The sequence below is a fragment of the Gammaproteobacteria bacterium genome (assembly GCA_029881255.1).
GTDB lineage: Bacteria > Pseudomonadota > Gammaproteobacteria > S012-40 > S012-40 > JAOUMY01.
Genome location: JAOUMY010000003.1, coordinates 435812 through 459864, shown reverse-complemented (window position 1 = coordinate 459864; position 24053 = coordinate 435812). Strand labels below are relative to the sequence as shown.

Annotated in this window: 21 protein-coding genes and 2 pseudogenes; 20 read left to right on the top strand and 3 right to left on the bottom strand. The window is 48.0% G+C overall.

Features of this window, described 5'->3' with window-relative positions; all coding sequences use genetic code 11:
* The 20 genes and pseudogenes from ispH to OEZ43_09370 form a co-directional block, all read left to right on the top strand.
* Positions 1 to 443: 4-hydroxy-3-methylbut-2-enyl diphosphate reductase (gene ispH / locus OEZ43_09465; GenBank protein MDH5545809.1), on the top strand; the 443-nt coding region annotated here is incomplete at its 5' end.
* Between the two features lie 309 nt (positions 444 to 752).
* Entirely contained in the window at positions 753 to 1052 is a 300-nt protein-coding gene (locus OEZ43_09460) for an STAS domain-containing protein (protein MDH5545808.1), read from the top strand.
* 45 nt (positions 1053 to 1097) lie between these two features.
* Complete coding sequence (locus tag OEZ43_09455; GenBank protein MDH5545807.1) at positions 1098 to 1460, top strand: response regulator; 363 nt, start codon at positions 1098 to 1100, stop codon at positions 1458 to 1460.
* A 6-nt stretch (positions 1461 to 1466) separates the two neighbouring features.
* On the top strand, positions 1467 to 4076 hold the full coding sequence (locus OEZ43_09450; GenBank protein MDH5545806.1) for a chemotaxis protein CheW: 2610 nt from the start codon (positions 1467 to 1469) through the stop codon (positions 4074 to 4076).
* A gap of 17 nt (positions 4077 to 4093) precedes the next feature.
* Positions 4094 to 4606 carry a chemotaxis protein CheW gene (locus OEZ43_09445; protein MDH5545805.1) on the top strand — a complete coding sequence of 171 codons (513 nt, stop codon included), beginning with the start codon at positions 4094 to 4096 and terminating at the stop codon, positions 4604 to 4606.
* Between the two features lie 14 nt (positions 4607 to 4620).
* Positions 4621 to 5382, top strand: a complete 762-nt coding sequence (locus OEZ43_09440) for a ParA family protein (protein ID MDH5545804.1) — start codon at positions 4621 to 4623, stop codon at positions 5380 to 5382.
* Between the two features lie 263 nt (positions 5383 to 5645).
* Positions 5646 to 6251 (top strand): annotated as a pseudogene (locus OEZ43_09435) (globin domain-containing protein).
* A gap of 1074 nt (positions 6252 to 7325) precedes the next feature.
* A pseudogene (locus OEZ43_09430) lies at positions 7326 to 8276 on the top strand (methyl-accepting chemotaxis protein).
* A 184-nt stretch (positions 8277 to 8460) separates the two neighbouring features.
* The gene (locus tag OEZ43_09425) at positions 8461 to 9318 is read left to right on the top strand and encodes a protein-glutamate O-methyltransferase (protein ID MDH5545803.1); all 858 of its coding nucleotides are present in this window, start codon (positions 8461 to 8463) and stop codon (positions 9316 to 9318) included.
* A complete protein-coding gene (cheD, locus tag OEZ43_09420) occupies positions 9318 to 9959 on the top strand; it encodes a chemoreceptor glutamine deamidase CheD (GenBank protein MDH5545802.1) in 642 nt (213 codons plus the stop codon). Before OEZ43_09425 ends, cheD begins: the two co-directional genes overlap by 1 nt.
* Before the next feature lie 20 nt (positions 9960 to 9979).
* Positions 9980 to 11050 (top strand): chemotaxis response regulator protein-glutamate methylesterase, encoded by a 1071-nt coding sequence (locus OEZ43_09415; protein ID MDH5545801.1) that lies wholly within the window; start codon positions 9980 to 9982, stop codon positions 11048 to 11050.
* A gap of 15 nt (positions 11051 to 11065) precedes the next feature.
* Complete coding sequence (locus OEZ43_09410; protein MDH5545800.1) at positions 11066 to 11401, top strand: Hpt domain-containing protein; 336 nt, start codon at positions 11066 to 11068, stop codon at positions 11399 to 11401.
* A gap of 49 nt (positions 11402 to 11450) precedes the next feature.
* A complete protein-coding gene (gene pcnB, locus OEZ43_09405) occupies positions 11451 to 12776 on the top strand; it encodes a polynucleotide adenylyltransferase PcnB (GenBank protein MDH5545799.1) in 1326 nt (441 codons plus the stop codon).
* Positions 12776 to 13276: a 2-amino-4-hydroxy-6-hydroxymethyldihydropteridine diphosphokinase gene (gene folK / locus OEZ43_09400; GenBank protein MDH5545798.1), complete on the top strand. Its 501-nt coding sequence runs from the start codon at positions 12776 to 12778 to the stop codon at positions 13274 to 13276. The genes pcnB and folK overlap by 1 nt, the downstream gene beginning before the upstream one ends.
* Positions 13273 to 14067: a 3-methyl-2-oxobutanoate hydroxymethyltransferase gene (gene panB, locus OEZ43_09395; GenBank protein ID MDH5545797.1), complete on the top strand. Its 795-nt coding sequence runs from the start codon at positions 13273 to 13275 to the stop codon at positions 14065 to 14067. Before folK ends, panB begins: the two co-directional genes overlap by 4 nt.
* Positions 14068 to 14934: a pantoate--beta-alanine ligase gene (gene panC / locus OEZ43_09390; GenBank protein MDH5545796.1), complete on the top strand. Its 867-nt coding sequence runs from the start codon at positions 14068 to 14070 to the stop codon at positions 14932 to 14934.
* Between the two features lie 41 nt (positions 14935 to 14975).
* The gene (locus OEZ43_09385) at positions 14976 to 15371 is read left to right on the top strand and encodes an aspartate 1-decarboxylase (protein ID MDH5545795.1); all 396 of its coding nucleotides are present in this window, start codon (positions 14976 to 14978) and stop codon (positions 15369 to 15371) included.
* A gap of 118 nt (positions 15372 to 15489) precedes the next feature.
* Positions 15490 to 15915, top strand: a complete 426-nt coding sequence (locus tag OEZ43_09380; GenBank protein ID MDH5545794.1) for a hypothetical protein — start codon at positions 15490 to 15492, stop codon at positions 15913 to 15915.
* A gap of 214 nt (positions 15916 to 16129) precedes the next feature.
* Positions 16130 to 18127 carry a 5'-nucleotidase C-terminal domain-containing protein gene (locus tag OEZ43_09375; protein MDH5545793.1) on the top strand — a complete coding sequence of 666 codons (1998 nt, stop codon included), beginning with the start codon at positions 16130 to 16132 and terminating at the stop codon, positions 18125 to 18127.
* Between the two features lie 25 nt (positions 18128 to 18152).
* Complete coding sequence (locus OEZ43_09370; protein ID MDH5545792.1) at positions 18153 to 18776, top strand: DsrE family protein; 624 nt, start codon at positions 18153 to 18155, stop codon at positions 18774 to 18776.
* Between the two features lie 93 nt (positions 18777 to 18869).
* Here the strand turns inward: OEZ43_09370 and OEZ43_09365 are convergent, their stop codons facing one another.
* From OEZ43_09365 to glgA, 3 genes are all read right to left on the bottom strand, one after another.
* Positions 18870 to 19514 (bottom strand): hypothetical protein, encoded by a 645-nt coding sequence (locus OEZ43_09365; GenBank protein ID MDH5545791.1) that lies wholly within the window; start codon positions 19512 to 19514, stop codon positions 18870 to 18872.
* A 35-nt stretch (positions 19515 to 19549) separates the two neighbouring features.
* A complete protein-coding gene (gene ppc, locus OEZ43_09360; GenBank protein ID MDH5545790.1) occupies positions 19550 to 22351 on the bottom strand; it encodes a phosphoenolpyruvate carboxylase in 2802 nt (933 codons plus the stop codon).
* 105 nt (positions 22352 to 22456) lie between these two features.
* On the bottom strand, positions 22457 to 23938 hold the full coding sequence (glgA, locus tag OEZ43_09355; GenBank protein MDH5545789.1) for a glycogen synthase GlgA: 1482 nt from the start codon (positions 23936 to 23938) through the stop codon (positions 22457 to 22459).
* Positions 23939 to 24053 lie beyond the last annotated feature (115 nt).

Below are 24053 nucleotides of genomic sequence, written 5' to 3'. Positions count from 1 at the left end.
CACAGACGACGTTGTCAATGGATGATACCGCCGGTGTCATCTCTGCCTTGCGCGAGCGTTTCCCCAATATCGTGGGGCCGAAGAAAGACGATATTTGTTACGCCACGCAAAATCGCCAGGAAGCGGTCAAGAGTCTCGCCGCGAGTTGTGATGTAGTGCTTGTCGTCGGTAGTCCTAACAGTTCCAATTCCAATCGCTTGCGTGAGGTTTCCGAGCGACTGGGAACGCCTGCCTATCTAATAGATGATGCTGGTGAGATAGATCGCGCCTGGGTAGAGGGAAAAAATCGTATCGGTGTTAGCGCCGGTGCGTCTGCTCCCGAGATTTTGGTCAAACAGGTTGTCGAAAAACTCCAGGAGTTTGGCGCTGAAGTCGCACAGGAGGCAAGAGGCAAGGAAGAAAAGGTCACTTTCCCTTTGCCGAAAACCTTACAAAGCGTCTAAGCCAGGTAAACTAGTGTTTCATATCACTGGCTGATTTGCATTTCCGATTTCTTTTTGAATTCGTGATAGCTTTATAACTCTCTGTAAATAAAATTCTTTTAGAGAACGCGTCGCCTACATTCTGGCGTTTCTTTTTGTCTTCGTTTCATTCTTCGAACAAATCAAGTTTTCCATATTCACTGTCGATACCACCTGTGATGATGGCTCTACACGCATTTTCTGGGAACCATCTTTATCAAAACAAAAGGTTGTTTTTTTTGTTGGATAAACTGCATCAACTTTACACGCAATCGGATTTACGGTGACAAGATGGACGCTACTCCTAAAAAGATGACGGTTATCAACTGCGAACCCACGGTGGATATCAGCATCGTCGAAGAATTGCATGGTCACTTGAAAAAGGCTTTTGACGAGCGACATGTAGTGGAGATTGAGGGAGCACTGATTGAAAGAGTTGACGGAAGCGTATTGCAATTGTTCGCTGCGTTTTTCAGGGATGCAAAACAGGAAGGTCTGAAAGTGAGCTGGAAGACCACCTCCGAGGCATTGTGTAAATCGGCATGTTTGTTGGGTTTGACAGAAATTCTGGAATTACCTGCGACGGCATAGTCGGGGTTATATGTTGTTGGCTTATATAGGAGACAGGAGATAACAATGGCCAAAATACTTGCTGTAGATGACTCTGCGTCTATGCGACAAATGGTGGCTTTTACTCTTCGCGGCGCTGGCCACGAAGTTATAGAGGCTACTGATGGCGTTGAAGCGCTAGCGGCGGCTAAGGGTAATAAAGTAGATCTGGTTTTAACAGATGTGAACATGCCGAACATGGATGGAATTTCCCTTATTAGAGAACTTCGCGCGCTCGCAGATTACAAATTTACACCCATTCTTACGCTGACGACCGAATCCGGTGGCGAAAAGAAAACGGAAGGAAAAGAAGCAGGGGCAACTGGCTGGATAGTAAAACCTTTTAGTCCAGACCAGCTATTGGCAACCATTCAAAAGGTATTGGGCTGATAATTCATGACAGTCGACATCTCGCAGTTCTACCAGACATTCTTCGAAGAAAGTTTCGAAGGTCTGGACGTTATGGAAGCGTCTCTGCTCAACCTGGATGTGGGCGATACCGACGCTGAGACAGTAAATACGATATTTCGTGCTGCGCATTCTATTAAAGGTGGTAGTGCGACGTTCGGCTTTACCAATGTTTCCGATTTTACGCATGTGATGGAAACATTGTTGGACGAAATGCGAAGTGGGCAACGACAGGCGACACAGGATAGTGTCAATACCTTGCTGGAGTCCGTAGACGTACTGCGTGAAATGTTGACGGCTGTTCGTGATAGTACAGACGTCGATCTAGACCATGTCGCTGCTACCAAAGGTAAGTTGGATGCACTCCTACATGGGCACGCTGTCAGTTCGGCGCCAACGAAGTCGGAACCGCCAATAGTGGCACAAGCGGCTACTACCTCGGCAGTCAATTCCAATGCTAGTCCAGAAAGTGAAGGCTACCGAATTCGGTTCATGCCGCACGAACATCTTATGAGTACTGGAAATGATCCGGTACGTATGTTTCGTGAATTGGAAACGCTCGGGGAAGTTAAATCGATTGCGCTATTGGATAAGCTGCCTCCTTTTTCAGAAATGCAGGCAACCAGCACCTATCTTGGATGGGAGTTACATCTGATAGGCAATGTTACGCAAAAACAGATAGAAGAAGTTTTTGAATGGGTTGAGGGAGATTGCGATCTTGAGATTTCTCCGTTGGGAGCGGAGTCGGCTGGTGTTTCTGACGATGATGAACCGTCGCTAGATGTCTTGTCGCTGCTTGCGCCACAAGCCGAAGCATTTCCAAAACGTTTTTATGAGCAACTTTTTTCTGAATATCCTGGTGTGAAGCCACTGTTTGCCAAGACGGATATGGCGCAACAGCAGTTGAAACTATGGCAAGTGGTGAAAACGCTGGGTGAGCATCTGGACAATCCGGAAGCACTGAGGCCGGCACTAATTGATATGGGTAAGCGTCATCAGAAATATGGTGCAAAGACAGAGCACTATGTCGCGGTTGCCAATGTCATGATGGATAATCTTGCCCATTTCCTTGGTGAACATTTTACTGATGCAGTAAAAAATACCTGGCAACAAGGTTTGAATTTCGCTGCAGAAGTGATGCTCGGCGCATATGAACAAGTTGCGCCTGCTCCAACGCCAGCTGCCAGCACAAGTTCTACTCCACCTAAGCCGGCGAGCGCTCCCGTCGTTGAGCAGTCGAAAGCCACAGTCGCAAAGAAGGCGCCAGTCTCCTCTGGTGAAGCCACATCAATACGCGTAAGCATCGACAAGGTAGACGCACTTATCAATATGGTTGGAGAATTAGTCATCACCCAGTCCATGCTCGGACAGCTCGGTGATGATATTAATGTCGACAACGTGGAAAAGTTAAAAGACGGACTCGTCCAGTTGGAACGCAATACGCGTGAACTACAGGAAAGCGTCATGCGGATACGCATGCTACCTATCAGCTTTGCCTTCCAACGCTTTCCTAGAATGGTCCGTGATCTCTCGCAGAAATTGAATAAACACGTCGAACTGATTTTGTTAGGTGAACAAACAGAACTTGACAAGACGGTAATGGAAAAAATCGGTGATCCACTTGTGCATCTGGTGCGCAATTCTGTCGATCACGGTGTCGAAACGCCAGACATTCGCAAAGCCAATGGTAAACCTGAAACTGGAACCGTGACGCTCAATGCCTATCATCAAGGTGGTAATATTGTTATCGAAATTAACGATGATGGTGCTGGCATAAATAAAGAGCGCGTATTGGCGAAGGCGCGTGAGCGTGGACTGATTGCGCAAGAAGAAACGCCAAGTGATGAACGTATCTATGACATGATTTTTCATCCGGGGTTCTCTACGGCAGAGATTGTAAGCGATGTCTCAGGGCGTGGCGTCGGAATGGATGTCGTGAAAAAGAATATACGCGCGTTGGGCGGAACGATAGAAGTAAAAAGCACTCCAGGTTTGGGCAGTACGTTTACCATCCGTCTGCCACTAACGTTGGCAATTCTTGACGGGCAGCTCGTGCGTGTAGGTGAAAATACCTACATCGTTCCGCTGGTGTCGATTATAGAATCCGTGCAGGTAAAACAGGAACGCATAAATGCGATTGCTGGAAAAGCGGAATTATACAAACTTCGAGATGAGTATATTCCCATCGTCAGACTCTACGAGGTCTTTGATGTAGACCCCGACTCAACAAAACTTTCCAACGGCTTGCTGGTTGTTCTCGAAGGTGATGGACAGCGCGTGGCGCTATATGTTGACGACTTGCTCGGTCAGCAACAAGTCGTTATCAAGAGTCTTGAAACCAATTTTCGTCGAATCGAAGGTGTTTCCGGCGCAACAATACTCGGTGACGGTACTGTCGCATTGATATTGGATATCAGTGGTTTGATTAAGTTGTCCAAAGAGTATGAGGGTGGAGACGGCTCTCCTGACGGACGGCGTAGGATACGTGAAGAGAATTCGACGAGTGTTCCAGTTGACACCAAGGCCGAGGTTTCAACAGATTCTGACTCAGGCGACGCAATAGATGAAAACGACGCCGAAGCAGAAAAAGCGGCATAAAACTCAGGAGACTGATAATGAATAATGTTCAGACAGCCGACGGTGAGATAAATCTGGGCGCAGGAAGCGAAGGTCAGTTTCTCACATTCATTATGGCAAACGAAGAATACGGCGTTGACATATTGAGAGTACAGGAAATACGTGGATGGGATTCGGCCACGCCTATACCAAATACTCCGGCTTATATCAAAGGTGTAATAAATCTTCGCGGAACGATTGTGCCGATAATTGATTTACGCCAACGCTTTGGATTGAAGGCACAAGCATACGACGCAACAACAGTGGTCATCGTACTCAAGGTTTTGCGTGACGACCGTGAACGTATCATGGGAATCGTGGTGGATGCAGTTTCTGATGTGTACAACGTCGGAGAAGATGAAATGAAGCCACCACCAGACTTCGGAAGCGTAGTCAGCGTGGATTTCGTAAAGGGACTAGTGACGGTCGATGAGAAGATGTTGATCATCCTTGAGATCGACGAAATGTTGAACTCTGGTGAATTGGCAATCGCCGACAAAGTTAACGAGTAATCGAGGTGTCGATAGTGAGAGTCATAGCAGTTATTAATCAGAAAGGTGGTGTTGGAAAAACCACAACCGCGATGAATGTCGCACATGCTTTATCACTCGAGGGAAAACGAGTTCTACTGATTGATCTTGACTCGCAAAGTCATCTTACCGCCAGTCTTGGTCTCCTGAAGAGAGGCCAGCAGGGAATGGATGCGGTGTTAAACGGAGAAGCAGACATAGAAGATGTTATGCAGGAAGTGCGGAAGAAAATGTTCGTAATTCCAGCTGGTGAAAAGCTCGGTGAACTGGAGTTCGTGTCTGATGCGGACAAGAAACGAGGATTTCGCCTTACCGAGGCACTGGGCACAATAACGATGCGCTTTGACTTCATTATTATCGATTGTCCTCCTTCTGCTGGTTTGTTGGGAATGAATGCGTTGTTGGCGGCCAAAGAACTGCTGATTCCTGTTTCCAGTGACTTTCTTTCTTTGCAGGGACTGGCGCGATTGATGGGCATCATAAAGCACATCGAACAACGTCTAGATCTTAAGTTAAAAAAGTGGTTGGTAGTCACTCGATTCCAGTCACGTCGCAGATTAGCGCAAGACGTTGTATACAAGTTAATGGAGCATTTTCCAAAGCAGGTACTGCAGACACCAGTGCGCGAGTCTGTGTCTTTGGCGGAGAGTCCAAGCTTCGGCAAAACCATTTTTGATTATAAGCACAATAGCACCGGTGCACGCGACTATGGATCGCTTGCTCTAGACTTGGCCAAACGTCGAGTGATGGAAGCATGAGTTCTGTATTGGCGAGAAAAGTTAATAAAAAGCCCGCAGGCGTGATGCGCTGGATTGAGCAGATGTTGGCCGGCATGGCGTATCTGGGATAGCAGTTTGAGGAGTTAAAGATGTCTGACAGCGACAAGAAGTCGGAAAATGAAAATGGTGGACTGGGGTTTGATCCACTGGCATGGATGAATGACGACACGGTAAATTCGGCAGGTACTTCGGCAAGTCCGGCACAAGTGAAGAAGCCAGCCAAGAAGACAGGTAATAAAGACATGGGACTAAACGTAGAGTTATTAGAAAGTAGTTTTCAGGCGCTGGCGCCTATGGGCGAGGAGTTGACCAGACGTTTTTATAATGAATTGTTTGAACAATATCCGGGAGTGAAGCCGCTGTTCGCAAATACTACTATCGAAGAACAGCACAAAAAATTGCTCGCTGCGATAAGTCTTGTCGTCAACAGTCTTCGGAAACCCGCGGAATTACAAAAAGCGCTGAAGGCATTGGGTAAACGGCACAAGAATTACGGAGCAGTGGCTGAGCACTATCCGGCAGTCGCCAAAGTCTTACTTGGCGTAATGGAAGAACTGGCAGGCGATCTTTGGTCGGAAGAACTGGAAGACGCCTGGACGCAGGCATTAAACGTAGTAGCAGAGACAATGTTAAAAGCTTATAAAGAGGAAAAACCGATGGCAGCGAGTGCGAAAAAGATGATGGGTGTTTCAGGACCAGGAGGCGCAATATTTAGCGATCTTGGTGTGCTGAAAGGCATTATGGAGCATGCGCCACTTAATATCATGATTGCAGACGAAAACGAAAATATTGTTTTCGTCAATAGACGCGCTGTCGAAGTTCTCACTGAAATTGAAGGAGAACTCGCTTCCTATCTGCCAGGCTTCAGTGTTGGTAGCGTTATCGGTGGCAGTATTCATCGGTATCACAAAAATCCTCAAGCGATCAAAGATATTCTTCACGGGCTGCGTCCGGGAGAAAAGCGTAAAGGCGAGATTAAGCCAGGACGCTTTGTGTTCGAACATGAAACACGTGTTCTCTCGGATAATGACGGAAATCGTCTAGGATATGTTGTCCAGTGGCATGATGTTACTGAGCGTCGTATGAAAGAAGAAGACGCATTCCGTCTGCAGCGAGCTGTTGATGGCGCACAGACAGCGATGATGATGATAGATCGTGATTTCAATATCACCTATGCCAACGAGTCAACAAAGATTTTATTGTCCGAGCATGAGGCAACGTTGAAGACAATTTATCCGGGATTTAGGGTAGAAAAAGCTGTCGGTACCTGTATTGATACCTTCCATAAAAATCCTGCGTATCAGCGTCGCTTACTTGATGATCCACGCAACCTCCCTTATGAAGCCGATATTCAGGTAGGACCGCTGACTTTCCACATCCGCGTAGGCCTAATGCAAGATCTGGATGGAAACTATATAGGTAATACACTTGAGTGGTCAGATGTTACTGAGCTGCGCCGCAAGGAAATCGAAGTCGCACGTTTGACCTCAGCGGTTCAAGGTGCAACTGCAAATCTAATGTTGTGTGATGAGAATTTAAATATCACCTACGTTAACCCGGCCGTTGTCAATATGTTCCGTCTTCGTCAATCAGATTTGCGCCAGACCTTCCCTGGTTTTGACGTAAACAATATTGTTGGTCAGTGTATTGATCAGTTCCACAAGAACCCAGCCCACCAGCGTCAATTGCTTGCTGATATGTCACGCCTGCCTGCTTCAGCCGAAATGGAAGTGGCTGGACTAAGTTTCCGGGTAAATGCATCTGCGATCAAGGGACCAAGCGGAGAGTACATGGGTAACATGGTTCAGTGGGAAGACATCACTGAACAGAAAGACGCAGAACGTCAGATTGAACACTTGATTGGTTCCGCAATGAACGGACAATTGAATGAGAGATTGAGTGTTGACGACTATCAAGGATTTATGCGTAATCTCGGTACAGGTATCAACGAGCTACTAGAAACAGTTGTAAAACCGATTCGCGAGTCTACCCGCGTAATCAAATCACTTTCAGAGGGTGATCTGCGCGCTATGATGACGGGCGAGTATGAAGGTGAGTTCGCAGACATGCGCGATTCTCTGAATCAGTCGATGTCAAACCTGAAAAACATGGTTTCTCAGATACAATCTTCATCTGTCAATATCGTGAATGCTGCGGGTGAGATCGCACAGGGCAACTCAGATTTGAGTCAGCGTACAGAAGAGCAGGCATCTTCGCTTGAAGAAACAGCTTCAAGTATGGAAGAGTTAACCGGTACGGTTAAGCAAAACGCAGATAATGCGCGTCAAGCTAATCAGCTCGCTGCGGGTGCAAGAGAGCAGGCAGAAAAAGGTGGCGATGTGGTAACGAGAGCCATCTCTGCCATGACTGAAATCAATAGTAGTAGTAAGAAGATCGCAGACATCATCGGCGTAATCGATGAGATTGCCTTCCAGACCAATCTGCTTGCACTTAACGCCGCTGTGGAAGCTGCACGTGCGGGTGAGCAAGGACGTGGTTTTGCGGTAGTTGCGGGAGAGGTTAGAAATCTTGCGCAACGAAGCGCGGGTGCTGCGAAAGAAATCAAAGCATTGATTCAGGATAGCGTGGAAAAAGTCAGCGATGGAAGCAAGCTCGTCGATCAATCCGGGCAAACGCTACAGGAAATTGTTGCCGCAGTTAAGAAGGTAAGCGACATCATTGCCGAAATCGCTGCTGCAAGTCAGGAGCAGAGCTCAGGTATCGAGCAAGTCAACAAAGCTGTTACCCAGATGGATCAGGTAACTCAGCAAAACGCGGCGCTTGTTGAAGAGGCGGCAGCCGCCAGTGAGTCAATGGATGAACAGGCACGCGGTCTGAGTGATCTGGTTTCGTACTTCAAGATAGATGAGAGCTCATCGTTACCAGGCAGGATGGGATCAGCGCCTACGGCTAAACCTAAGGTTGCCAGCACACCACGACCCGCTGCGGCACCTGTAGCACGAGCAGCAGCCAAACCAGCAGCGCGTCCACGTCCGCAGGCTAGTGGCGATGATGATGGGCAATGGGAAGAGTTCTGATCCAAGTGAGTAGAATGCAATGTCAAATCAAGCACACGCCCTTAACGGGGACCGTGAATTTCACTTCACGGAGTCTGATTTCGCGAAAATAAGGACGTTTGTTAAAGAACAGACAGGAATAAATCTTTCTGACGCAAAAAAGAATCTCGTATACGGCCGCCTCACGAGGCGGCTACGAGAACTCGATATGCGGTCGTTCAAAGACTATCTTAAATTTGTACAAGGTGATACGACCGGCGAGTTAGTCAATTTCATAAATGCAATAACCACGAATCTCACCTCGTTCTTTCGCGAAAATCATCATTTCGAATTTTTGAAGAAAGTAGCCATTCCGGGTTTGATACAGGCAAATCAGCACTCGCGTCGATTACGAATTTGGTCGGCAGGTTGTTCCACAGGAGAAGAGCCTTATTCAATTGCGATTGCCTTGAAGGAGACGATTCAGGATATCGCAACCTGGGATGTGAAAATACTGGCAACAGATCTGGATACCAATGTACTCGCAAAAGGTAAGAGCGGTGTCTACGACGAAGAACGCATTGCCGGTTTAAGTGATCAGCGTAAACGTCGTTGGTTCAGAAGAGGTCGAGGTGATCACTCTGGTACAGTGCGTATTGCACGCGAACTTGGCGACCTCATCACGTTCAACCAGCTCAATCTGATGAAGGGCTGGCCAATGAAAGGGCCTTTCGATCTGATTTTTTGTCGTAATGTAGTGATCTATTTCGACAAGGAGACACAGCGTGGCCTGTTTGATCGTTACGCTGAAATACTTCGTCCCGATGGTTACATATTCCTTGGTCATTCAGAGTCAATGTTCAAAGTCAGCGACCGATTTAATCTGATAGGGAACACTATATATCAGAGAATTCGCTAATGGCCAATATGATACCTATGCCCACATATGATATGCCGAGAGTCCTGCGCGGATTCGAGCACATCAATCGTTACTGGGATAAAACGCGTGGACTTTGGGGCGCCAAGATTATGCCCGGACAATACTACGTAACAATTTCGGACGAAATCATTACAACTGTTTTGGGGTCTTGTATTTCGGCGTGTATCAGAGATAGGAAGCTAGGTGTAGGTGGTATGAATCATTTCATGTTGCCGGCGTCGGGTGATGATAGTGCCGCTCTGGGAAAATCGACTGATGCGGCGCGCTATGGAAACTATGCGATGGAACATCTCATAAACGCCATACTCAAGAATGGTGGGAAACGCGAAAATCTGGAAGTAAAAATATTTGGTGGCGGAAAAATTCTCACGAATATGACGGATATCGGACTGCGGAATATAGAATTTGCACACGAATATATCGCGACAGAGGGTATGAATCTTGTCGCAGAAGACACTGGCGATGTATATCCACGAAAGGTTGTATACCATCCTGCGACGGGTAAAGCACATATTAAGCGCTTGCGTTCCATGCACAACGACTCCGTTGTTTCACGCGAACGCGATTATATGCAGGATATCAACAAGAAACCTGTACAGGGTGATATTGAACTGTTCTGATGATTTCGTACTGAGGGTTTATGAGCAAGGTAAAAGTTCTAATTGTCGACGATTCAGCATTGGTCAGACAAATGCTGACCGAGATGCTAGAAGGCGACCCGGGTATAGAAGTGGTTGGTTCCGCGTCGGACCCTTTTATTGCGCGAGACAAAATTAAAAAGTTAAATCCTGACGTGTTAACACTAGATGTGGAAATGCCAAAGATGGATGGCGTTACCTTTCTTAGCAATATTATGCGCCTGAGACCGATGCCGGTCATTATGGTTTCTTCTCTGACGGAGCAGGGTGCGGATGTTACTTTGCAAGCATTGGAATATGGCGCAATCGATTTTGTCACCAAGCCGAAAATTGATTTAGCACATCAGCTCGCTGAATATGCCGAAGAGATACGCGCCAAAGTTAAAATGGCGGCCGGTGCGAACATCAAGGCGCGTGATTTGCAAATGCTTAATGCGCCAAAACGACATAGCGCAGATGCGGTCATCAAAAAAGCGCCGCCTCGTAACATCAAGCTGACGGACAAAATAATTGCGATAGGCGCTTCAACCGGCGGAACCGAAGCGATTAAGGAAGTATTGCAACGCATGCCAGCTGACGCGCCTGGTATCGTGATAACGCAGCACATCCCGGAAAATTTTAGTCGACCGTTTGCTGAGCGTATGAATCGGGAATCGGCAATGGTTGTGTGTGAAGCGGAAGATGGGCAACAAATTTTACCCGGACACGCCTTTATCGCGCCAGGGAGTAAACATTTAATCGTTGAGCGAAATGGTGCGCGATATATTTGTCGGCTCAGCGATGGCCCACCAGTGAATCGTCATCGACCATCAGTTGACGTTTTATTCCGATCAGTCGCTCAGAGTGCTGGAAAAAATGCTATCGGTGTGATACTAACTGGTATGGGCAATGACGGTGCCGAAGGTCTCAGGGAGATGAAAGAGGCTGGCGCATCAACGATTGCCCAAGATGAAAATACAAGCGTGGTATGGGGAATGCCCGGTGAAGCTGTTAAAGCAGGTGGCGTTGATGTCATCCTGCCTTTGGGTAAGGTAGCCGGTAAGATTCTCCATTTTGTATCAGAAAAATCGTAGGAGTCCGCTTAGCCTATGGATAATGTGCTGGACTTACAGGCACTCGAAGAGCTTAGGGAAGTCATGGAAGATGATTTCAGCCTTCTTATCCAAACGTTTCTTAATGATGCACCGGTCAGGATAGACGAATTGAAGTCTGCACTCAGTGCGGGAGACGTCCTTGGCTTGGAAAAGCCAGCCCACACGCTAAAGGGTAGTAGTAGTAACATAGGGGCGACCGCTTTGTCCCGAGCGTGCGCCAAATTGGTAGACGATATACGCGCAGGTACGGTGGAAAACCCTTCGGCAGACATCAAGAGCATCGAATCCCTCTTTGAACTCACCAACTCAGCTTTACAGCATTATCTATAATTTCTCTTCCAGGTCCTTGCTAAGGTTTGATTTAATTGTTTATTAAATTATGATAGCCGCTATACAGACGGCAGCTTGTGGACATATGTTGGAAAACCAGATCAGCACCAAACAAATACTGACTCGTGGGGAGCATAATATTTCGCGTTCGCGAATTAGCGAGAATGCGCTCAAGGTCTTGTATAGGCTTAAGAATGCCGGATTCGAAGGCTTTCTGGTTGGAGGGGGCGTCAGGGATTTATTGCTTGAACGAACGCCTAAGGACTTTGATGTTTCCACCGATGCGACGCCGGAGCAGGTTAAGGACTTGTTCCGTAATTGCCGTCTGATTGGACGGCGTTTCCGCCTGGCCCACGTCCATTTCGGACAGGAAATCATTGAAGTCGCGACCTTTCGCGGAGGGCAGGATAGCGAGGAGCCTCACGAGGAGCGTGAAATCGTCGATGGCATGATCGTGCGTGACAATGTTTTCGGCTCGATGGAAGAAGATGCCTGGCGCCGCGATTTTACGATTAATTCACTGTTCTACAATATCCAGGATTTTTCCGTCGTTGATTACGTCGGTGGCGTACAGGATCTGCGTGAACGTCGCATACGCATTATCGGCGACCCGGAATTACGCTATCGCGAAGATCCAGTGCGTATGTTGCGCGCTATCCGATTTGCCGCCAAGTTGGGATTTCACATCGAAGGTGAGACTGAAGAGTGGTTGTATAAACTGCAGTCATTATTGGAGGGCGTGCCTCCCGCTCGATTGTTCGAAGAAGTGATCAAATTGTTTTTGTCCGGCCACGGTGAAAACACCTTTCTTCTCGCGCGTAAATACGGCATGTACGTACAACTGTTTCCACAAACTGATGAGTGCCTGGAGACAGACGATGACGGAATCATGCATCGCTTCGTCATCAAGGCACTGCAGAATACCGATTTACGTGTTCAGGAAGGAAAGCCGGTTACGCCCTCATTCATCTTTGCCGTGTTTCTATGGGGGCCGATATCCCGTCTGAAGGCTCGATATCTGGAACGAGGTATGAGCGAAAGCCAGGCCATTTTTGCCGCTTCTGACGCGGTACTATCGGGGCAAAGCCTGCGTGTAGCAATTCCTCGTCGTTTTCATTCAGCCGTGCGTGAGATCTGGCAATTACAGGACAGATTGGCCAAACCTGCACCCAAACGCTCGCTACGCTTGTTAAAGCATCCACGCTTCCGTGCAGCCTATGATTTTATGTTGTTACGCGCGGATGCCGGTGATGTCGACGCGGAACTGGCCAGTTGGTGGGTGAATTTTCATGACGCCAATGAAGAGTCGCGCGAAAAAATGCTGTCCGGGCTTGATAAGGGGCGTCGCCGTCGCAAGCGCAGACGTCGCTCCTGATGTCCGCTAGTACTGTTTTCCTGGGGATAGGCAGCAATCTTGGTGACTCTATCGAGACATTACGTCGGGCGCTCGCTGAACTTGCCGCAAATCCTAAAATCAACATCATTCAATGTTCACCTATCTATCGCAGTCGCCCTCTGGCAGACATGGATCAACCGGATTATGTGAATGGGGTTGTGGAATGCGCAAGCACACTAACGCCACTGGAGATGCTGGATGCCTGCCAGTCGGTGGAAGAAAAACTTGGTCGGGTACGCACCGCCGAGCGTTGGCAGCCACGTACCCTGGATATTGATATACTCGCCTTCGATGCCATGCTCATCAAAAATTCTCGCCTGAGCGTGCCGCATCCAGGTATCGTTGAACGAGATTTTGTGTTGTACCCCTGGAATGATATTGCGCCGGATTTTCAGGTGCCCTTGTTAGGGACAGTCCGCGAGCTTAAACAGGCTTGCGAGGACAGAGGTTTGGAAAGGCAAATGGAGCCGCTAATATGATGACGACAATCAAGTTGCGCGAGAAGAAACAGGCAGGTGAAAAGATTACCTGCTTGACCGCTTACGACGCGAGCTTTGCCGCGATTGAAGAGAGCGCCGGTATCGACGCCATACTGGTAGGTGATTCATTGGGCATGGTGCTGCAGGGCCATACTTCCACCTTGCCTGTAACGATTGAAGACATGGTGTATCACACCTCATTGGTCAGACGTGGGGCACCCGCCAGCTTTCTCATTGCCGATATGCCTTTCATGGCGGATGCCTCAGTTGAATCCGCTTTGTTGAACGCCGGACAATTGGTTAAAGCCGGCGCCACCTGTATCAAGTTGGAAGGCGCACAAAGCTTTACCCTGGAAATTGTGACGGGGCTGGCGCAGAGAGGCGTGCCAGTGTGTGGCCATATTGGTCTGCAACCGCAATCGGTGAACAAGCTCGGCGGTTATCGCGTGCAGGGCAAAGATTCGCATCAGGCCATAAAATTGGTGGAAGATGCCCATGCACTAGAGCAAGCAGGCGCTGATATTATTGTGCTGGAGTGCGTTCCTGCCACGCTCGCCCAGGAGATCACGCGTAACCTGTCGATTCCGACGATAGGCATAGGTGCCGGTGCGGGCTGCGATGGCCAGGTGCTGGTGATTTATGATTTGCTCGGTATCACGCGTGGCAAGCGCGCCAAGTTCGTTAAGGATTTCCTGCAAGGTTGTGACAGCATTGAACAGGCTGTTTGTGCTTATCGGGACGCGGTAAAAAGCGGTGAATTTCCTTCGGTAGAACACAGCTTTCAGGCCTAAATGGAAATTCTGCAAGACCCACTATCCATGCAGTCGTGGTCGCTGGAGCAAAAGGCCAGAGGGCAGATTCTTGGTTTTGTGCCGACGATGGGAAATCTTCACGATGGACATTTGAGTCTGGTGGAAGAGGCCAGGCGCAGATGTGCCAGAGTCGTAGTCAGCATCTTTGTTAATCCACTGCAGTTTTCCGCGGGCGAGGATTTCGATAAATATCCGCGGACCTTTGAACAGGACCGCGACAAACTCGCACCATTTGGTGTGGATGCCATTTTTTTTCCAGACACGCAGGCCATGTATCCCGCCGGCAAGGAAGTTTCCACCCAGGTATATGTGCCCTCTCTTGGTGATATCTTGTGTGGCGCTTCCCGACCAGGACATTTTCAGGGCGTAACCACCGTCGTGGCCAAGCTTTTCACTATAGTCCAGCCCGATGTGGCGGTGTTCGGCGAGAAGGATTTCCAACAGCTCTTCCTGATTCGCCGCATGGCGGAAGATTTGTTTATGCCAGTGGAAATTGTTGGTATGCCCACGCATCGGGAGAAATCGGGGCTGGCCATGAGTTCCCGCAACGGGTATTTGAGCGAGGAACAGCGCCATGTGGCGGAAATAATTTTTCAGACCTTGCGTAGTGCGAGTGAGTCGATCAAAGAAAGTGACACACCGATCGAGCAAATTCTGGCTAACTCGCTGAGCGATATAGCGAATCGTGGACTCAAACCCGAGTATTTTGAGCTGCGATCGGCAGAAACCTTGCAAACTGTGAGCGCGCGCGGACAAGAACAGGAGCTTGTCCTGCTGGCGGCGGCAAAACTGGGTAATACCCGCCTCATCGACAACCTGCGCCTGTCGTTGAAGATACAGGCCTAAATAGGCATACTTACGCCTTTTTCAGGATACTCGGAAAGCAGATGCGACTTCACATGCTCAAGACCAAGTTACACCGTGCCTGTGTAACCCACGCCGAACTCGACTACGAGGGTTCTTGTGCGATCGATGGCGATTTGCTCGATCTGGCCGGCATCATGGAATACGAGCAGATACACATCTATAACGTAAGCAATGGCGAGCGGTTTATCACCTATGCCATCCGCGCGGAGCATGGTTCACGCATTATTTCCATCAATGGCGCGGCGGCCCATAAGGCCACCCCCGGCGATCGCATCATTATTTGCGCCTATGCGGAGCTGGAGGAGAGCGAGGTTTTGCATTTCAAGCCCAATATGGTCTATCTTGATGCTGACAACCGCGTGACCGGCCAACGTGATCATATTCCGGTGCAGGTTGCCTGTGGAGTCTCTGAATAATTCAAAAATCTGGTTGCACCCGAAAGCGGGAAAACAGTTGTTTGTGCAGCTGTCTGCTTTTTGAGAGGTTGAATCTGAGATTCCCAACAACAAGAATCAGTGAAATGGGAGGTCGTTTATGCCAAAACACTTATTTTTTATTCTATTAGGATTGTTAGCCACGTCGGTGGAAGCCAGAGAAGCGGAGCTGGAAAGCCGATATTCGGTGGATCAAACCCTGGAGCGCTATATCGCAGGCCTACAAAAAGCCGGTGTCCAGGTGTTTCGTAAAGAAGTTGCCACCAATCCCATCACGGGCAAGCCCGAGGCCAAAGTGGTTTTCGCCAACCCGTTTTATGGGACGCGTATCGGTGAGTGTCATAAAGGCATGCGCAAAGATGAACCGTTGCAAACACTCATACGACAGAATGGCAACGGTGAGGTCGTCGTGTTCTATCAGATTCCTGATACCCCTGTGAATTCGTTTGGCGTGATTGAGTGTGGTCATGAGGCCGACAATATCACCAGAACCCTTAACGATTTTGCGGCTGTAGCAACACACTAAATTCAGATATTCAAAACAGCCCCGGTACCCTGCCGGGGTTTATATGCGTAAAAAAATCTTTTAAATCGAAATTTCTTTTTTTTGTTCTATACTTTTCAAAAACGCTTCACGGTCTTACAGAATAACATCACTGTTTCTATTTAATCATTCAGATTATCGTTTCATAACAATTAACTAAAAATCAGGACACAAGCGCGACGCTGTGTGGAGAGGGATGGGATTTTGTATTCGCTTAGGGATGGCGAGTCTATGTATTTGTGGGCTCAGTTTCTTCACGTCTTGTGAATCGCCGCCGTTGTTTACTTCTGGATCAGATACTCGTGATCGTCAAGTTGGCAGATCCGATGATGATGCGGAGGTCGCTTCTGATGGTGAAAGACGTATAACCTTTATTCATACCGGTGACTTTCACGGGTCACTACACCCTCATCCCAATTTTCGCGCTGATAGTAATGGTCTTTTGGAAGGTGGACTGGCGCGAGTCTATACCGTGGTTCAAAACATTCGACGAAGTACAGCTTTCAGTTTTCATGTGCATACCGGAGACACGATTGCCGGTGGTCCTGAGGCGACATTCACGCGAGGCCAAGCACTCGTTGATGTCGTAAATCGTTTCGGAATCGATGTGTTCACGCCGGGGAACTGGGAATTTGCCTACGGCGTTGATCGCTTTTTGTATTTCTTTGGTGGCGAGAATCCTCGAGCAAATTGGAACACGGTTGCAGCGAATGCGTTTTACACAGGCGGTGAACCTTATAACAACAAAGTGGTTGGTGAAAATCTGGTGCAGCCATTTCGTATCTTTACGGTTAATGGTGTGAAGCTAGGTATATTTGGTTGTACGACGAACCGCGGACCGACGATAGTGAGTTCTGATATTACCAAAGGCGTTGAGTTCAGTGCATGTAAGGGTACAACTATAAATGCCGGCACTCCGGAAGAAAAAGTGATTCCGCCGGAGATTCCTTACTATGTTGATTTACTGCGCAATGAAAGAAATGTCGATTTGGTGATTCTGTTATCGGAAGCCGGGCTAGCCGAGAATATCTGGAATGCCGAACGCTATGACGGCATCGACATTATTTTTTCGTCTGATATGCATGAGGAAACGGCAGTCCCAATTGTGGTGAATACGCCTAATGGTGGAAAGACACTGATTGTGGAAGAAGGCGAAGATGGTAACCAGGTAGGTGAATTAACCGTTGAGTTGGACAATCGGCGCATCAGTGAATGGAAATGGGTAGCGCACAAAATCGATGAGCGAATTCGAGAAAATGAATTCATTGCCGATTTGATTGAGGATATTAGTGAGCCGTTTCTGAGTGAAGATTTTGAGCCGGGACGTTTCGTTAATCCATATAACGGCGCACGTTTGATGGAGCCACTGGACAAAGTGATTGGCTATACGGATATACCAATTGAGCGAAATGCATTTTCTAATGCGGCAAATCCCGCACTGCTTGAAGGTACGGGACACGATCTTATTGCCGATGCTTTCCGCGTGATGACGGGCGCGCAAATCGGTGCGATTCGTGGGTTTCGTTATACAAATAGCATAGCGCCTGGTCCGATCACCTATGGCGATTTATATCACTACATTCCGATTGGTCCGATGGTGGCGGTCGCGGAAATTCGTGGCGCGCAATTGAACGGGCAAATTGAAAACTCCGCCAACAGCTGTATGGACCCGGATGTAACAAACTGGCTTGGCGGATGGTTGTTCAATTTTAGTGGGATTACTTTTGACATAAACCCTTATTTGACACTTGAGCGCAGTCCGATCAGCGCCGGTCGTGCGTTTAATCTGATGCTTGATAATAACAGCGATGGCATAGGTGATGTGCCGGTGTCTGATAGCGATGCGTCTACGTATTACAGTTATGCCTCATATTTTTACTTGAACAGCCCCGATATGGTGAATCGCATTTCCATCGATGAAGAGAAGATTGCCGGAATCAAAGTGCTGGCAAAAGGAAACAATGATGAGCTTATTTTGCTGTCACCTGCTGAAATTACACCCGAGAATGTGGTTGGCGCGGTAGAGGTAGTCGCACGCTATCTGAAGACTTTGCCCGATCGTCGTATCACAAGTGAAAACCTGCCATTTCCGCGCATCAAACTTGTGGGTGATTTGCCCCTGCCGGATACCACTAAAAAATTTGGATTTCCTGTAATTGAACCATTGTATGGAATGGACCCGAGCAAATACTGAGTATGCCCTTCTGGAGGGATAGACGATGACTAAAGAGTTGATGGTGGTGTTGCAATTGATTTTGATTTCGGCATGTGGTGTCGGCGCCGACACGATATACAGCAATAATACCGACGAACCAAATGCAAGAAATCTGATACAGCCTCTGGATGATGATCGAAACTGCCCAGTGGGATTGGTGAGTGGTATACCACTGAATGAAGAATTCGGACCGGGCACGATGGTATTAACGCGTTGCCTGAATAGTCGGCGCATCCGTGTTGTCTATCAGATTAACAATACCTGCGCGAATCCAGACTGCTCAAAACCTTATGCTCTCGGCAATATCAATAATGCTATCAAAGACTACACGATAACGCATGGACTGGAGATGCGGGAAGAAGTCGATGTGGTTGCAATCGTTCTCGGTCCGGGTTATTCCCTGGTGTTGAACAATAATGCGGAACAAGCCTACACGGAAGAAAACCCATTTCAACAACAAGTGGAAGACCTTTTGTCGCAAGGCGTCAGAATATTTTTCTGTCAAAACACTGCCAGATCAAAAGGCATCAAGACGGCCAATTTGATACCGGGGATTCGTTATGTGACATCAGGCGTGACGGCTGTTGCCGACTTTCAGGATATGCGGTATTCCCTGGTCGTGCCGTAGCGGGCTTAGCAACCGTCGGAATGAGAAAAACAAAGCGGCGGCTCTTCTGCTGTTCGCAAAATCTAGTTGTTGTTTGCGTTCGCTGAAAATGGCCTAAAAGACAACGCCGAAATTCATCTGTACTAACGCAAATGACGGAAAGTACTTCAGGATATTTTCCGTTGTTCGTATGGTGTCCGTATTTGATGGGCTGCTGGCAAATTGAGATGAGCTGGTAATCACCTCACCGCTAAACGGGATGTCGAGAATTAGCCAGTCAACCGCAAAGGTATAGTGTTTTTTGAAATGCCATTGATTGCCAACGCCGATACGGGCATATCGGGTCTGTAACTCAGCGGCAGTCAATGAGTATTCGGTTGTGGCCAGGTCCAGCAGGTTATTAGGCAGTTTAGCGGTCAGGGTGCGTTGTCCAGCGCCAAATAGCAGGTTGAAACTATTGCCGAAAAAGCGTCGTGCAAGCAAGGTATGGCTGTTTTCGCTTATTTCGCCGACTTTGAAAGAAAACAGTCCAATGGCGCGTCCGCTGGAAAGATAATCATATCCAAGCTGCCATTTCTCATTAGCAATGAAATAGACATTCGCACCTAAGGCGTTAGGAAAAGGTATGTGGGCGGGTGACCAATACACATGGGCTGCAATCTTTCCCTTGCCACGTATGTCCTGAGAAGTTTCCTCTTGAGCCTGCGCAGTAAAACAAATGGAAGACAAAATCGCCAGGCCTATCCAAAGTCGTTTCATAAGGTAAATCCTTTTGCCCAATTGCTGCACGTTTTTTAACCGGTATTACGCATACCTGATGCAATCGCATTGATACTGCGCAGTAGCGGCGCCAGCCAGATGTCGCGATCGTCAGAATCTTCCGCAAGTTTACGATAACGCGCAATCATTTTAACCTGAATATGGTTAAGCGGGTCAAGATATGGGTTGCGGCGCGATAGTGATAGCGAAAGCGTAGGATTTTCCTCGATCAAATGTGTATTGCCAGTTACATGCAGTACCTGTTCGACGGTTCTAATATACTCGTCACGAATAATGACATAGATTTTTTTACCTACGCTCGGGTCTTCACATAGCTTGCTATATTCCTTCGCAATATCCATGTCTGCTTTAAACAGCGCCATTTGGGTGTTGCTCAGGAGGCTGCGGAAAAACGGCCATTCCTGATACATCTTCTGTAGTTTCGCCAAGTGTGAAGGATCGTTTGCACGCCAGCTTTCCAGTGCGGTGCCTATGCCAAACCAGGCGGGTAGAGTGTGTCGCGCCTGCGCCCAACCAAATACCCAGGATATGGCACGCACAGAACCTTTGGATCGATCACCTTTTTTGCGATGAGACGGACGCGAGCCGATGTTCATCATGCCGATTTCGGTAACCGGTGTGGCTTCATAAAAGTAATCCAGAAATCCCGGAGTACTTTCTGTCAGGGTGCGATAGGTTTTTTCACCCATTTTTGCGATGTCGTCCATGATACCGAGATAGTCCTTTCGGTCCTCGCGCAAGGTTTTGACAACGCCACGGCTGGCCATCATGAGTCCTGTTACGCCCATAGTCAGTTCGTATACAGCATTTTCTAAATTGCCATATTTAAACGACAGTACTTCACCTTGTTCTGTAAATTTTATTTGTCCACGCACGGTTCCAAGTGGCTGAGCAATAATGGAGTCGTGCGTTGGACCGCCGCCGCGTCCAACCGTACCACCGCGGCCGTGGAACAACCTAACCTCAACGCCTTTTTTGTCGGTGAGTTCGGTAATTTTTTTCTGGGCCTCGTAGAGATTCCATGCGGATGCGAGTATTCCACCGTCTTTACAGGAGTCGGAATAGCCCAGCATGCATTCCTGCCAGTTACCCGAAGCCTTAATCAAATTGGCGTAAACGCTGTCATCCAGCAGTTTGCTCATCACCGGTACGATGTGGGCAAGATCTTCTACGGTTTCAAACAACGGTGCGATGTGTATATGACAAAACCATTCGCCGCTGCTATAACCCGCAAGCCCGCTAAGTCTTGCCAGTAGCATGACTTCCATGACATGACTCGCTTCATGGGTCATAGAAATAACGTAGTTGCCAAAAGAGTTGGCGCTTAGTTCCTTGCGCAAGCGGTACATCACAAGAAATGTATCGAGAATTTCCTTGCTCTGCTCACTTAGCTCACTGGATTCAATTTTTGGTAAGGTGGATTCACTGATGTGCTGACCGAGAACAGCGAGTTTCTCGTCTTCAGATAAAGACAAATAGCCGCTGCGACCAAAAAACTTTTCAAAGATTTCGCTCACCGCCTCGGAATGTTTGGTGGACTCCTGGCGTAGATCAAGTCGATAGAGCGAGAATCCAAAGGACTCCACCAATCGGATGAGATCTTTGATGCGACCATCGGCACTGGCATTGTCACCATGACTGCGCAGGGATTGTTGCATGACGTGTAAGTCGTTTAGAAACTCTGATTCGTTGGCATAGATATACGGAGAAACCGTTTTGTCTTTGTCGTTTAAACGGTTCTTGATCGTTTCGAGATTGCGCTCCAGGCGATAGCGTATCATCGCCAGTTTACGTCGATAAGGTTCGCTACGATAGCGGTCCAGTTTGTTATTGAAGACGGTCTGTATAAATTCCGGATTGGCTTCTTCCGCCGCGAGCAATGCCTCAAGCGGCTCGCAAAAATGGCTGGAATGCGTGAGTTCTCGCATGAGCTGGCGGACGCGGTGAATATATTCGATTAATACCACCTGGGCGGCAAGGTGTACTGCAAATACAGTCGTCTCCGGTTTTACGAACGGATTGCCGTCTCTGTCGCCGCCTATCCATGAGCCAAAATGTATAAAGCTCGGTACGTTTATCGAAGGACTGCCGTCCTCATTTTCGCCATAACAATCGGCGACGGCGTTTTCCAGCGCGCGATAGACTTTGGGAACAGCATCGAAAAATGTGCGTCGAGCATAGTACAGACCCATGCGAATTTCATCGGCGACTTGTGGTTTCTGGTCGCGCACTTCGTCGGTGTTCCACAAGACGCGAATTTTATTTTTTAGTTTTTGCGTGGCGTCATCTTTTTCTTCGCGGCTTAGTCGCGGGTCGTCGATTAAATCATTTGCTTGATAAATCGCGCGTAAATTTTCCATAACGCTACGGCGTTTGGCTTCTGTCGGATGGGCCGTGATTACCGGGATATAGGCCAGGCGCGACAAAAGCGTACCGAGTTGTTCTGCGTTTACGCCGCTTTTGTGCAGTTGACGCACAATTTGTGGAAATGAACCGTAATGATCGACATGGCGACGCAATTGCGCGCGTCGCGTCTGGTGTTGATTTGATTCTTCGGCAATATTGACCAGATTGAAATAAATACTAAAGGCGCGAATCACTTGTGACAACGTGTCAGGGTCGAGATTGTCGATAATTCGGGCCAGTCGTTTGCGCTTGGACGAGCTTTCTGCATTACGCAGGCTGATATAGCCTTTGCGGAGTGTTTCGACGGCGGTGAACACATGATTGCCGGCTTGTTCACGCAGAACTTCACCTAACAGATTTCCAAAAAGTTTGACGCGTGAACGAAGCGCTTTGTCGCTAACTATCGACATTTTTTCTCTACCTTATTGAAACTCAAGGAGTTATTGCTCAAGACCGCGATTGGTCAACTTGATAGACCCAGTATTTCAGGGGGCATGTAGCTTGGAGCCGACACATTATACAGAAATTGCCAGATTACTGCCCGCTTTTAGATGCAGAGAGTCGTACAAACGAAGATAGTCTTCACTCGTTCGTTCCCAACTGTAGTTTGCCTGCATTCCTGTGCGCACCAATTGCCGCCACTTACGTGGTCTTCGATACAGTGCGAGGGCGCGTCTGACAGCGGCGATTAAAGATTCAGGGGTGGGTTGATAAAAATGAAAACCGCTTGCTGTGCCCGCCTGCAAGGTAAATTCATTGGTGTCGGTCACGGTGTCGATCAGACCACCTGTGTGGTGCACTATCGGCACGGTTCCATAGCGCTGGCTGTATATCTGGTTGAGACCACAAGGTTCATAGCGTGAAGGCATGAGAAAAATGTCTGCGCCTGCTTCGATTTGATGCGCAAGTGTTTCGCTATAACCTGTTTTGACAGACAATCGTCCGCGATATTTCTGCATGGCCTGTATGAGTCGAGCTTCAAGATACGGATTACCCGAACCGAGTATGACCAGTTGTATATTTTCTTCCAGTAGTGTCGGTAGGGCGTCGAGTATTAAGTCATAACCTTTTTGTTCGACGATGCGACCTATCGTGCCGATAAGAACGGTTTCATCATTTAATGGCAAACCAAAAATCTTTTGTAAGGCTATTTTGTTAATTTTTTTACGCGAGATGCTGCGATAGCTAAATATCTGCTCAATATGTTTATCCCGTTGAGGATTCCAGTTCTCATAGTCCACACCGTTGGTAATGCCACAGAGATCGTTTTGTCGATGGCGTAATAGTCCATCAAGACCATAACCAAATGCGGGCAAGGTGATTTCCTTGGCATAGCTTGGACTGACGGTGTTTACTTTGTCCGCGTAAACCAAGCCTCCCTTGATAAAGGAAAACTGACCATAAAATTCCAACGCATCTGGCGACCAGAACTCATCGGGCAATTGCAGCAGTTTAAATACGTCGTATGAAAATTGTCCCTGGTAGGCCAGGTTGTGTATGGTAAACAGGGTTTTTGGTTGCTGACTGTGTCGGTTCAAAAGTGCCGGTACCAAGGCAGTTTGCCAATCGTTGCAATGTACAATGTCGGGTCGCCAATCTGGTAGCAATTCACCAAGTGCAATCATCACGACTATCTTGCTGAACGCGCAATAACGTTGCGCATTGTCGGGCCAGTCGATACCGTCGTCGGTGGCATACGGGCCGCCACTGCGCTCAAAGCGCTCGGGTATATCTACTAAAATGACGGAAGGTCGGTGTTTGGTAGCAGGTACTTCGAGTAGCTTGCCTTTGAACGGAATATCGAACTCGGCAATAGTACGTAGTCTGCGGAACTGCCGTTTGACATCGAGATAGCCAGGTAAAATAACCTTGATATCTACACCTTTTTTAAACAACGCGCGCGTCAATCCATCGCTAACATCGGCCAAACCTCCGGTTTTTATCAGAGGAAACAGCTCGCTGGTTGCAAAAAGAATCTTGTCGTGTTGATATTGCATATAAGTTCTTGTGTAAACGGAATTATCCTTGCCTGTTTGTCTACTGGTGACAAACACATGTCATGATAACTTTCCGCGCCAACTGGCGTATATGTATTTCCGACAATACACAACT

Coding starts and splice junctions, on each gene's coding strand:
- OEZ43_09460 (MDH5545808.1), top strand. CDS start 753: ATGGACGCTACTCCTAAAAAGATGACGGTTATCAACTGCGAACCCACG.
- OEZ43_09455 (MDH5545807.1), top strand. CDS start 1,098: ATGGCCAAAATACTTGCTGTAGATGACTCTGCGTCTATGCGACAAATG.
- OEZ43_09450 (MDH5545806.1), top strand. CDS start 1,467: ATGACAGTCGACATCTCGCAGTTCTACCAGACATTCTTCGAAGAAAGT.
- OEZ43_09445 (MDH5545805.1), top strand. CDS start 4,094: ATGAATAATGTTCAGACAGCCGACGGTGAGATAAATCTGGGCGCAGGA.
- OEZ43_09425 (MDH5545803.1), top strand. CDS start 8,461: ATGTCAAATCAAGCACACGCCCTTAACGGGGACCGTGAATTTCACTTC.
- cheD (MDH5545802.1), top strand. CDS start 9,318: ATGGCCAATATGATACCTATGCCCACATATGATATGCCGAGAGTCCTG.
- OEZ43_09415 (MDH5545801.1), top strand. CDS start 9,980: ATGAGCAAGGTAAAAGTTCTAATTGTCGACGATTCAGCATTGGTCAGA.
- OEZ43_09410 (MDH5545800.1), top strand. CDS start 11,066: ATGGATAATGTGCTGGACTTACAGGCACTCGAAGAGCTTAGGGAAGTC.
- pcnB (MDH5545799.1), top strand. CDS start 11,451: ATGATAGCCGCTATACAGACGGCAGCTTGTGGACATATGTTGGAAAAC.
- folK (MDH5545798.1), top strand. CDS start 12,776: ATGTCCGCTAGTACTGTTTTCCTGGGGATAGGCAGCAATCTTGGTGAC.
- panB (MDH5545797.1), top strand. CDS start 13,273: ATGATGACGACAATCAAGTTGCGCGAGAAGAAACAGGCAGGTGAAAAG.
- panC (MDH5545796.1), top strand. CDS start 14,068: ATGGAAATTCTGCAAGACCCACTATCCATGCAGTCGTGGTCGCTGGAG.
- OEZ43_09385 (MDH5545795.1), top strand. CDS start 14,976: ATGCGACTTCACATGCTCAAGACCAAGTTACACCGTGCCTGTGTAACC.
- OEZ43_09380 (MDH5545794.1), top strand. CDS start 15,490: ATGCCAAAACACTTATTTTTTATTCTATTAGGATTGTTAGCCACGTCG.
- OEZ43_09375 (MDH5545793.1), top strand. CDS start 16,130: ATGGGATTTTGTATTCGCTTAGGGATGGCGAGTCTATGTATTTGTGGG.
- OEZ43_09370 (MDH5545792.1), top strand. CDS start 18,153: ATGACTAAAGAGTTGATGGTGGTGTTGCAATTGATTTTGATTTCGGCA.
- OEZ43_09365 (MDH5545791.1), bottom strand. CDS start 19,514: ATGAAACGACTTTGGATAGGCCTGGCGATTTTGTCTTCCATTTGTTTT.
- ppc (MDH5545790.1), bottom strand. CDS start 22,351: ATGTCGATAGTTAGCGACAAAGCGCTTCGTTCACGCGTCAAACTTTTT.
- glgA (MDH5545789.1), bottom strand. CDS start 23,938: ATGCAATATCAACACGACAAGATTCTTTTTGCAACCAGCGAGCTGTTT.